The following is a 9,591-nucleotide window of genomic DNA, read 5'->3' on the forward strand; positions in this document are numbered from 1 at the left end:
CGGAAAGTCCTCCCTGCGTCCGCTGATGGCCGGCAGCAGCCCGTCGTTGCCTGATGGATCCAACCCCTCCGCTGCTATAGTGCAGTCGGCTTCTGACGTTCAGTGCAGCCGTCTTCTGAAAACGACATGGGCGGAAGCACCCCCCGTCAGCCTGTTGGCAAGCCTGTTAGTTGGTGAAGTTGTCCACGCCTAATCAGACCCCCCCACCATGCCTAATCAGACCCCCCAAGGGTGCGTTTTCCATGCCTAATCAGACCCCCTGATCGTGCCTAATCAGACCCCCCCTAAACCGATAGGTTATGCCTTTAGTTTTTACCTTTATCTTTAACCGATAGTTGGAGGGCCGCTCGCTGTGGAAAACGCAGCGCCCACCAAAGACCGCTCCGCCTCTTAGGGGGCAAGCCCCCTGCCGGCTCCTGCGGGCCGCAAGCGGCCCTCCGCCCGCGCTTCGCGCTCCCACCCGGCATCCCCCAGGAGTTTCGCTTCGCTGCACCCCTCGCGCTACGCGCTCACCCGCATATCGAGGCCCCCAAAGGGGGCCGGATGGTGCCCCCGGTCGCGGCACCACCGCCCAGGCCAAGAACCGCCCGCATCCATACGCCACCGCCACAAGGTCTTCAAGAAAGGACAGGCCACCGCCCGTGGCCTCGACAAGCCGCCCTGGTTCGCCACCCTCTCCCATCCCCCCCGCCCCTTCCCGCTGGGAAGGGGAGCGAGTCGCCCTCTGTCGTCAGGGGTGCAGGCTGCGCGGCGCTTCGCTTGCTTCTCCTGCCCCCTGCCGGTGAGCGTTGGGGCGTTCCAAGGGCGTCAAGGGTTCGCTTCGCCCTCCGGGGTGGCCCGTGTCCTCGCCTTCGGCTGCGGGCCGCGCCAGCCACCCCTACGGCCCTTGACCCCCTTTCCACTTGAAGGGGTCGATAGAGAAAACGGGAAATAAAGCACGGTAAGACAGCGGCAGGCCATGCCATGCTTGGTCTTTCTGGAATGGTGTCCAGTTGAAGTATACCCTAACTTGATGTCAGGCAGGGCCGCGCCGCTTCGTCAGAATAGAGTCTGCTTTCCCATTTTTTGACACATGCCCGCGAAGGTTATAGATTTCAGCCTGACAGAAATGGGCTTTGAGGCACAACGGAACAGAAAGTGCACTTAAGCCGCCTTCAACCAAGGAGACATCGTGCAGGGGCACCGCATCGGCTACGTCCGGGTCAGCAGCTTTGACCAGAACCCGGAACGCCAGCTGGAACAAACCCAGGTGAGCAAGGTGTTCACCGACAAGGCATCGGGCAAGGACACCCAGCGCCCCCAGCTCGAAGCGCTGCTGAGCTTCGTCCGCGAAGGCGATACAGTGGTGGTGCACAGCATGGATCGGCTGGCCCGCAACCTCGATGACCTGCGTCGCTTGGTACAGAAGCTGACTCAGCGCGGCGTGCGCATCGAGTTCCTGAAGGAGGGCCTGGTGTTCACTGGCGAGGACTCGCCGATGGCCAACCTGATGCTGTCGGTGATGGGGGCCTTCGCTGAGTTCGAGCGCGCCCTGATCCGCGAGCGGCAGCGTGAGGGCATCGCCTTGGCCAAGCAGCGTGGCGCGTACCGGGGCCGCAAGAAAGCCCTGTCCGATGAGCAGGCTGCTACCCTGCGGCAGCGAGCGACGGCCGGCGAGCCCAAGGCGCAGCTTGCCCGCGAGTTCAACATCAGCCGGGAAACCCTCTACCAGTACCTCCGCACGGACGACTGACACATGCCGCGTCGCTTGATCCTCTCGGCCACGGAGCGGGACACCCTGCTTGCGCTGCCGGAAAGCCAGGATGACCTGATCCGCTACTACACCTTCAACGACTCCGACCTGTCGCTGATCCGCCAGCGACGCGGCGACGCCAACCGCCTCGGCTTCGCCGTGCAGCTCTGCCTGCTGCGCTACCCCGGTTACGCGCTGGGAACCGACAGCGAGCTGCCCGAGCCGGTCATCCTGTGGGTGGCGAAGCAAGTCCAGGCCGAGCCGGCGAGCTGGGCAAAGTACGGCGAGCGCGACGTGACCCGTCGCGAGCATGCCCAGGAACTGCGCACCTACCTGCAACTGGCCCCGTTCGGCCTGTCCGACTTCCGCGCCCTGGTGCGCGAGCTAACCGAGCTGGCCCAGCAGACCGACAAAGGCTTGCTGCTGGCCGGTCAGGCCCTGGAGAGCCTACGGCAGAAACGACGCATCCTGCCGGCGCTGAGCGTGATTGACCGGGCCTGCTCGGAAGCCATTGCGCGAGCCAATCGGCGGGTCTACCGCGCCCTGGTCGAACCACTCACGGACTCGCATCGGGCCAAGCTGGACGAGCTGTTGAAGCTCAAGGCCGGCAGCAGCATCACCTGGTTGACCTGGCTGCGCCAGGCACCGCTGAAACCCAACTCTCGGCACATGCTGGAACACATCGAGCGGCTGAAGACATTTCAGTTGGTGGACTTGCCCGAAGGCCTGGGCCGGCACATCCACCAGAACCGCCTGCTCAAGCTGGCCCGCGAGGGTGGGCAGATGACGCCCAAAGACCTCGGTAAGTTCGAGCCGCAGCGCCGCTACGCGACCCTGGCCGCCGTGGTGCTGGAGAGCACCGCGACCGTGATCGATGAGCTGGTCGATCTGCATGACCGCATCCTGGTCAAGCTGTTCAGCGGCGCGAAGCACAAGCATCAGCAGCAGTTCCAGAAGCAGGGCAAGGCGATCAACGACAAGGTGCGCCTGTACTCCAGGATCGGCCAGGCGCTGCTGGAAGCGAAGGAAAGCGGCAGCGACCCCTATGCCGCCATCGAGGCGGTGATTCCCTGGGACGAGTTCACCGAGAGCGTCAGCGAGGCCGAGCTGCTGGCCCGGCCGGAAGGCTTCGACCACCTGCACCTGGTCGGCGAGAACTTCGCCACCCTGCGCCGTTACACGCCGGCCTTGCTGGAGGTGCTGGAACTGCGCGCCGCGCCGGCCGCGCAAGGCGTGCTGGCAGCCGTGCAGACCCTGCGTGAGATGAACGCCGACAACCTGCGCAAGGTGCCGGCCGATGCACCCACGGCCTTCATCAAGCCGCGCTGGAAGCCGCTGGTGATCACCCCGGAAGGCCTCGACCGGAAATTCTACGAAATCTGCGCCCTGTCCGAGCTGAAGAACGCCCTGCGCTCCGGCGACATCTGGGTCAAGGGCTCGCGGCAGTTCCGCGACTTCGACGACTACCTGCTGCCGGCCGAGAAGTTCGCCGCACTCAAGCGCGAGCAGGCCCTGCCCCTGGCGATCAACCCGAACAGCGACCAGTACCTGGAAGAGCGTTTGCAGCTGCTGGACGAGCAGTTGGCCACCGTCACCCGCCTGGCCAAGGACAACGAGCTGCCCGATGCCATCCTCACCGAGTCAGGGCTGAAAATCACCCCGCTGGATGCGGCGGTGCCGGATCGGGCGCAGGCGCTGATCGACCAAACCAGCCAGTTACTGCCGCGCATCAAGATCACCGAACTGCTGATGGACGTGGACGACTGGACGGGCTTCAGCCGCCACTTCACCCACTTGAAGGACGGGGCCGAGGCCAAAGACAGGACGTTGCTGCTGTCCGCAATCCTCGGTGATGCGATCAACCTCGGGCTGACCAAGATGGCCGAGTCGAGCCCCGGCCTGACCTACGCCAAGCTGTCCTGGCTGCAAGCCTGGCACATCCGCGACGAAACCTATTCGGCGGCCTTGGCCGAGCTGGTCAACCACCAGTATCGCCACGCCTTTGCCGCCCACTGGGGCGACGGCACGACCTCATCCTCCGATGGCCAGCGCTTCCGCGCGGGTGGCCGGGGCGAGAGCACCGGGCACGTCAACCCGAAGTACGGTAGCGAGCCGGGACGGCTGTTCTATACCCATATCTCCGACCAGTACGCGCCGTTCAGCACCCGCGTGGTGAATGTCGGCGTCCGCGATTCCACCTATGTGCTCGACGGCCTGCTGTACCACGAGTCCGACCTGCGGATCGAGGAGCACTACACCGACACGGCCGGCTTCACCGATCACGTCTTTGCCCTGATGCACCTGCTAGGCTTCCGCTTCGCGCCGCGCATCCGCGACCTCGGCGAAACCAAGCTGTACGTGCCGCAGGGCGTGCAAGCCTACCCGACGTTGCGCCCGCTGATCGGCGGCACCCTGAACATCAAGCACGTGCGTGCCCACTGGGACGACATCCTGCGCCTGGCCAGCTCGATCAAGCAGGGCACCGTCACCGCCTCGCTGATGCTGCGCAAGCTCGGCAGCTACCCGCGCCAGAACGGACTGGCCGTGGCCCTGCGCGAGCTGGGCCGGATCGAGCGCACGCTGTTCATCCTGGACTGGCTGCAAAGTGTTGAACTGCGCCGCCGCGTGCATGCCGGCCTGAACAAAGGTGAGGCGCGCAACTCGCTGGCCAGGGCGGTGTTCTTCAACCGCCTTGGGGAAATCAGGGATCGGAGCTTCGAGCAGCAGCGCTACCGGGCCAGCGGCCTCAACCTGGTGACGGCGGCTATCGTGCTGTGGAACACGGTGTACCTGGAACGCGCCACCCAGGGGTTGGTCGAGGCCGGCAAGCCGGTGGACGGCGAGCTGCTGCAATTCCTGTCGCCGCTGGGCTGGGAGCACATCAACCTAACCGGCGATTACGTCTGGCGGCAGAGCCGCAGACTGGAAGACGGGAAGTTTCGGCCCTTACGGATGCCCGGAAAACCTTAGCGTACGATTTTTTCCGAATTCTGCGGGCTCCCCTTTGAACAAAAAAAACCGCCTTTTGGCGGTCAGTATTCAGTAGCTGGAACGGTAGTCTCTTCCCTGATTCCAGCGGTCTTGCCAGTGTTCGAGGAATGATTCAGCGAGCTTAGGCATGTTCCAGATCACCACCGCATTCTCCGAGTTTTTCGTTTCGGCCGCTTTGGTGAAATTAAAGCTGCCAGTTTCAACGGTCACATTATCCACGATGATCACCTTGTCATGCTGGATAGGGAAATTACTGTCAGTACGCAAAGGGATGCCGCTGTTCGCTATGTAGTTCATGGCCGCAATGCTGGCGCGCCCCGTATTGCCCCTTTCATCAATTACGATTTTCACATCAACTCCCCGTTTTTTGGCTGCTACCAGTGCCTTCATAATATCCGGGGCGGTAAAAGAATAAGCCATCATCCGTATCGAGGTTTTTGCGGAGTCAATGGCGCTCAGGACGAGAACGCGGGCGCTTCCTTCAGGCGAGTAGCCAACCTGAACGGATGGTTCCACCGCAAAGGCGGGCAGGGCGGCTGTCGTAAATGCTGCGGCCAGAAGCCAGGTTGCTAATTTTTTCATTACAGGCTCCCGTTCACACACTGCATTTTATATTCAGGATCAAAATAAATTTCTTTGATTTTCCGCTTTTCCATATGCACCACAACGTCAATGGTGGAGTAGAGCATTCGCATAATATCGCTCATATCGAGCATACGGCCGATAGGGGTCGCCTTGATAAGCAGCCCAATACGGTTAAAAGCATCGCGCGCAGAGTTAGCGTGCGTTGACATAACACCGCCTGGATGGCCGGTATTAAGTGCTTTAAGATAATCCCACGCAGCATCATCCCTAAGCTCAGTCATGATGATACGGCCCGGTGTCAGACGCATACAGGCTCGCAGGGCATCAGTGGCGCTGACGCGGCCGATCTTTCCTGCATCGCCGTACATCATATAAACGGCTTCTACAACGTGATCGACCGTGACTTCGTGAACGTCCTCTAAAATAATTACACGCTCGTCTTTATGTAGCGATTTTAACAGCGCGCGCGTGAGTACCGTTTTCCCCGACCCGGTTTCACCGCAGATCACGATAGTGCGTTTCTTCTCAACGGCGGTTTGCAGGAATGCGGGCCATTTTTCGCTGCTGTGCAGCTCTTTAAGGAAAAAATCATCATCCGTTAGGCTTTGCTTGCTGCCGGTAATCTTCCGGCAGTCACTGAAAATCCCCTCGCTGGTCAGCTGCTCCAGATTTTTATCGGCCGCCAAATCCTTACGAAACGCTACGGCCGTTGTACCGTCAATCACCGCAGGGGGCAGACAGATAACGCCCCTGATCCCGCCAGGCAGGATCACGTCATTAATGGCCTGCATGGTCAGCTTGTTGCTGCTCACCAACGATTTAGCAAGGTTCCTAATAAAATCTGCCGTAATTGCCGCGTTCTGCACAACCCTGCGGCCGCTGAACGTATCACAGATAACTTCCTGAAAGCAGTTAATGCGAATTTCAAAAACAGTAGGATCTTCTAAATACTCGCGCAGTGGGCCAAGTTGATAGAAAGCTGCATCAGTCATGATTACTCCTGAAGAAAAGCGGGCGCTAAGCGCCCACTTTTTTAGTTGTCTGCGAGCGTATAAACGCCGCTGAAATCGAGGTCGCGGGCAACAAAAATGCTCACCGCATCACCCTGCTGATCGTAGAGGGTAGGGGGGATAGACATGTAAGAGCGGAGTGCTTCAGACGCCAGCTGCCCACCGCTGTTTTCTGTGCTGTTGTACTGAATGTTATTACTCTGCGTCTGGTTAACCAGCGCCGTTAAGGTGTCAGAGAACAACGAAATCATGATCGCACCACGCAGACGCTCCCACATATGGGCATCCACCTGGCCCGGAATCCCCGCGCTGCCGAGTGAGTTCGTTCCGGCACTGTCAATATTAACGATTGTCCCGTCCTGGTCATTGCGGATACGCTCCCAGAGAACAAACACGCGCGCCTGGCCGTCTTTGATACCACCGGTAATCTGCCCGTCAACCCATGAGCCTTTATCAATCAGCCTAACGAGTCCATCAGCTGAGTAAACGTCCTGTGAAACCCGGCAGGAAACCTGACCCGGAACAGTGGTATCCAGCTCGGTGCCGGTACCACAGGGGATCATTTTGCCTTTCGGAACAGTCAGGCTGGGATTAGCCATGACTCCAGCGCGGCTAGCCTTCAGCCTTGCAGGAGTCAGGTTTTTAGCGAGTGCTGAACTACCTTCGCTTGTTTCGTTGTCCTGGGGCTGCACTCCGGGACTATTGCTTGTAGCCGCCTGATTAGTCTGGGCCAGCTCGCCGCCCAGACGACGCTGCATAGCCAGTTCTTCAGGCGAAGGTTCTTTACGCTTATTAGAGGTACGCGCGCCGGTATTGCTGCTGCCCGCATCTGCATCTGCCTGTGCGGCAGCCTGCACAGCACGGGCATCAGTGGCGCTATTCTGCGCAGTTGCAGGTTTATTAACATCAGGATCGCTGTTAAAGCTGTAGTTTGGCAGTGTATTGGCCTGTTGCGCTTTACCACCGTCTTTATCAGCTTCAGCTTTAGCCGGGGCGCGAATTTTACCCATGACCGTAATCCCGATGAATACCAAAGCAAGCAGCGCCATCAGTATGACAAAGGCTTTCATACCAGGAGCCGAACGGCGGTTACTGCCATTAAATCCGCCACGCTCGCTTTCAAATTCACCGTCTCCGGTGTTTTCATCGAGTTCCTGATCTACATCGACACTTTTACGGGCCATCAGTTATCCTCCCCAATTTGAACCCTGCGCACATCCGGGGAAGCCGTACCGGTTGCTACCGCACCGGCGCCCGGCGCGAAATTATTATTACGAACGCCAACGACTTTATCGCCCAGACGAATACGCCACTCTTTAGCGACGGTTTCCACCTCGATGATGTTGCGGTTCTCACCCACAACATGAGAGTTAGGCAGCGTTTCTTTGCCACTGGCCGAGATCATGTAGACCTGCGGTAGCTCCGCATTGGCCGGAAACTCAAACCGGGTAAAGCGGTAGTTATCCCAGACGTGAACCGGCTGGATACTGCGCATTTCAGGCTGTTCGCTCATTACGTACTGATAGTTCTTCGCCCCCGCAAAAGCCGTCTGCTTCAGCTTCTGCGTAATGCGTTTTTTATCAGCCGCGCTTTTGGCTTTTTCCTGCTGCTCAAACGGATATTCATAGGTCAGCTGAAGAACGGCATGGCGCACAGCCCACGGCGTTTCAATAAAGGATTTTGATACCGTACCGTCTGCATTTTTCTTCGTTTCTTCACCGATGAAATGGAGGACGATGTTATAGGTGCGCTTATCGGTGACGATCACCAGGTTGGTATCACTCATGGCCTGTTTCGGCTTCACAAAAAAATGGTTCATTTTGTGCGCAAACGTCCAGCTTTCAGAATCGCCAAAAGCATGAGTGATATAGGTTTCGTCAGGCGCGACAACAATGTGGGTAGCCACACCGGCGACAGCGTCAATTTTGACCACATTAACAGGGTTATAAACAACGCTTTTAATGCGATAGTCATAAGGAGAATTGCGGCCAACCTCAAGCGCCATAACGTTAGTGGCCGCGCCTCCCAGGACTGACAAAACGACTGCTGAAAGAAGTAGTTTTTTCATGGGGCAGCCCTCAGTTAACTTCCGGGTTGACGCGATAACTCGTCACGCGGAAACCCAGCGGGTTGACATAACGCTGCTCAGCATTCATCGCCAGCGATTTATATTCATACCCCATAATGGCAATCCAGCGCTGCGGCTGATCATCAACGGGATTGCTGCGCACGCGGCGAACCGTAGTAAAGCGTATTGTTGCTACGCCGTGCGGTTTATCGAGGATCACAGAGTTAATCTTCACGCGAGTCGTTTCACTGTCACCCAGAACCTTATCAAGACCATTGCGACCCTTGAACTTGCTCTGGTAAGACTCTGCCACGTTCGGCGTGGACATTAAGCCAACGGCCGTATAGTCGACCTGAACTGAATAGAAGTCATAGCTCTCACGGTGAATGACATATTGTGTCAGCCAGAACTTATCAATTTCGTCACCATAAGAGGTCTGGTCGCGGGTCAGCTTGACCTGCTGTACTTCGTGAGTGGCCTCGTTGAGCGTTAGCAGATGTGCGGGGATTGGCTGGCTGTACTTATGCACTACGTAACCAACTAAAGAGAGTGCAAAAACAGTTACCACCGCTGAACCGGTGGCAACCATCCAGGCGGTACGCCGGGACTTCAGCACTTCATCCATCAGATCAACTTCAAGCCCTTTACGGCTTTCGTTGAACTCTTTAATGGCTTCACGTGTAAGCCCTGTTTTTTTATTAGCTTTCATTTGCACCACCTTGCGTATCAACCGGGATTGTTTTGTTTACTGGAACGGTGTTGCTCCAGTCCGGCTCCGGTGGCGGTTTATGCCCGCTGGAACAGGCGCTAATCAGAAGAACTCCCATAAGCAATAAGCTGCGCATTACGGCATCCATTATCGGTTGTTGAACGTACCAATTATAATAAGTCGTCGAAATTGCAATTTCAACGACTTTTGTTTTAATTTTATGCAGCCTTCTTCCCGCGACTGCCCCTTGCCTTACCACTTAAATTAGAACCACTGCTTCCTCCGCTGTTGCTGCCACTTCCTCCACCTGCCGATTGCTGGCCGCCGCCGGTATTACCGCCCCGGAACGCATTACCGCCAAACATGCCAGGGGTTTGAGGGCCAACGATGTAAAAAACCACGTTAATAGGTTAACCTATTGTTTTATTTTAATTATTAGGTGCTGCATTTACAGCTACTCCAATGATCATGGGGCTGATGGTCGATGGAACGCAAT

At 57.8% G+C, this 9,591-nt stretch carries 9 protein-coding genes; 3 read left to right on the plus strand and 6 right to left on the minus strand.

The genetic code is table 11. The features are described from left to right. The 3 genes from ACHH0Z_RS24990 to ACHH0Z_RS25000 form a co-directional block, all read left to right on the plus strand. The coding region (locus ACHH0Z_RS24990) for a hypothetical protein (protein ID WP_210906155.1) at positions 1 to 193 on the plus strand (193 nt) is incomplete at its 5' end. Between the two features lie 978 nt (positions 194 to 1,171). Beyond that, entirely contained in the window at positions 1,172 to 1,732 is a 561-nt protein-coding gene (locus tag ACHH0Z_RS24995) for a recombinase family protein (RefSeq protein ID WP_001161490.1), read from the plus strand. A gap of 3 nt (positions 1,733 to 1,735) precedes the next feature. Then, positions 1,736 to 4,702 carry a Tn3-like element TnAs1 family transposase gene (locus tag ACHH0Z_RS25000; protein WP_001138014.1) on the plus strand — a complete coding sequence of 989 codons (2,967 nt, stop codon included), beginning with the start codon at positions 1,736 to 1,738 and terminating at the stop codon, positions 4,700 to 4,702. Between the two features lie 69 nt (positions 4,703 to 4,771). On the opposite strand, the gene ACHH0Z_RS25005 is transcribed toward ACHH0Z_RS25000, so the two are convergent. From ACHH0Z_RS25005 to ACHH0Z_RS25030, 6 genes are read right to left on the minus strand one after another with little or no spacing between them, the layout of a single operon-like run. Then, positions 4,772 to 5,305 carry a phospholipase D family protein gene (locus ACHH0Z_RS25005; RefSeq protein ID WP_000731968.1) on the minus strand — a complete coding sequence of 178 codons (534 nt, stop codon included), beginning with the start codon at positions 5,303 to 5,305 and terminating at the stop codon, positions 4,772 to 4,774. Next, positions 5,305 to 6,300 carry an ATPase, T2SS/T4P/T4SS family gene (locus tag ACHH0Z_RS25010; protein WP_000128596.1) on the minus strand — a complete coding sequence of 332 codons (996 nt, stop codon included), beginning with the start codon at positions 6,298 to 6,300 and terminating at the stop codon, positions 5,305 to 5,307. Before ACHH0Z_RS25010 ends, ACHH0Z_RS25005 begins: the two co-directional genes overlap by 1 nt. 41 nt (positions 6,301 to 6,341) lie before the next feature. After that, the gene (gene virB10, locus ACHH0Z_RS25015; RefSeq protein WP_000101712.1) at positions 6,342 to 7,502 is read right to left on the minus strand and encodes a type IV secretion system protein VirB10; all 1,161 of its coding nucleotides are present in this window, start codon (positions 7,500 to 7,502) and stop codon (positions 6,342 to 6,344) included. Next, positions 7,502 to 8,386 carry a TrbG/VirB9 family P-type conjugative transfer protein gene (locus ACHH0Z_RS25020; RefSeq protein ID WP_000735067.1) on the minus strand — a complete coding sequence of 295 codons (885 nt, stop codon included), beginning with the start codon at positions 8,384 to 8,386 and terminating at the stop codon, positions 7,502 to 7,504. Before ACHH0Z_RS25020 ends, virB10 begins: the two co-directional genes overlap by 1 nt. A 10-nt stretch (positions 8,387 to 8,396) precedes the next feature. Continuing rightward, complete coding sequence (locus ACHH0Z_RS25025; protein ID WP_000646594.1) at positions 8,397 to 9,095, minus strand: virB8 family protein; 699 nt, start codon at positions 9,093 to 9,095, stop codon at positions 8,397 to 8,399. Continuing rightward, positions 9,085 to 9,243 (minus strand): hypothetical protein, encoded by a 159-nt coding sequence (locus tag ACHH0Z_RS25030; RefSeq protein ID WP_012561180.1) that lies wholly within the window; start codon positions 9,241 to 9,243, stop codon positions 9,085 to 9,087. The genes ACHH0Z_RS25025 and ACHH0Z_RS25030 overlap by 11 nt, the downstream gene beginning before the upstream one ends. Between the last annotated feature and the right edge of the window lie 348 nt (positions 9,244 to 9,591).

Source organism: Enterobacter cloacae complex sp. 2024EL-00227 (assembly GCF_043945315.1).
Taxonomy (GTDB): Bacteria; Pseudomonadota; Gammaproteobacteria; order Enterobacterales; family Enterobacteriaceae; genus Enterobacter; species Enterobacter roggenkampii.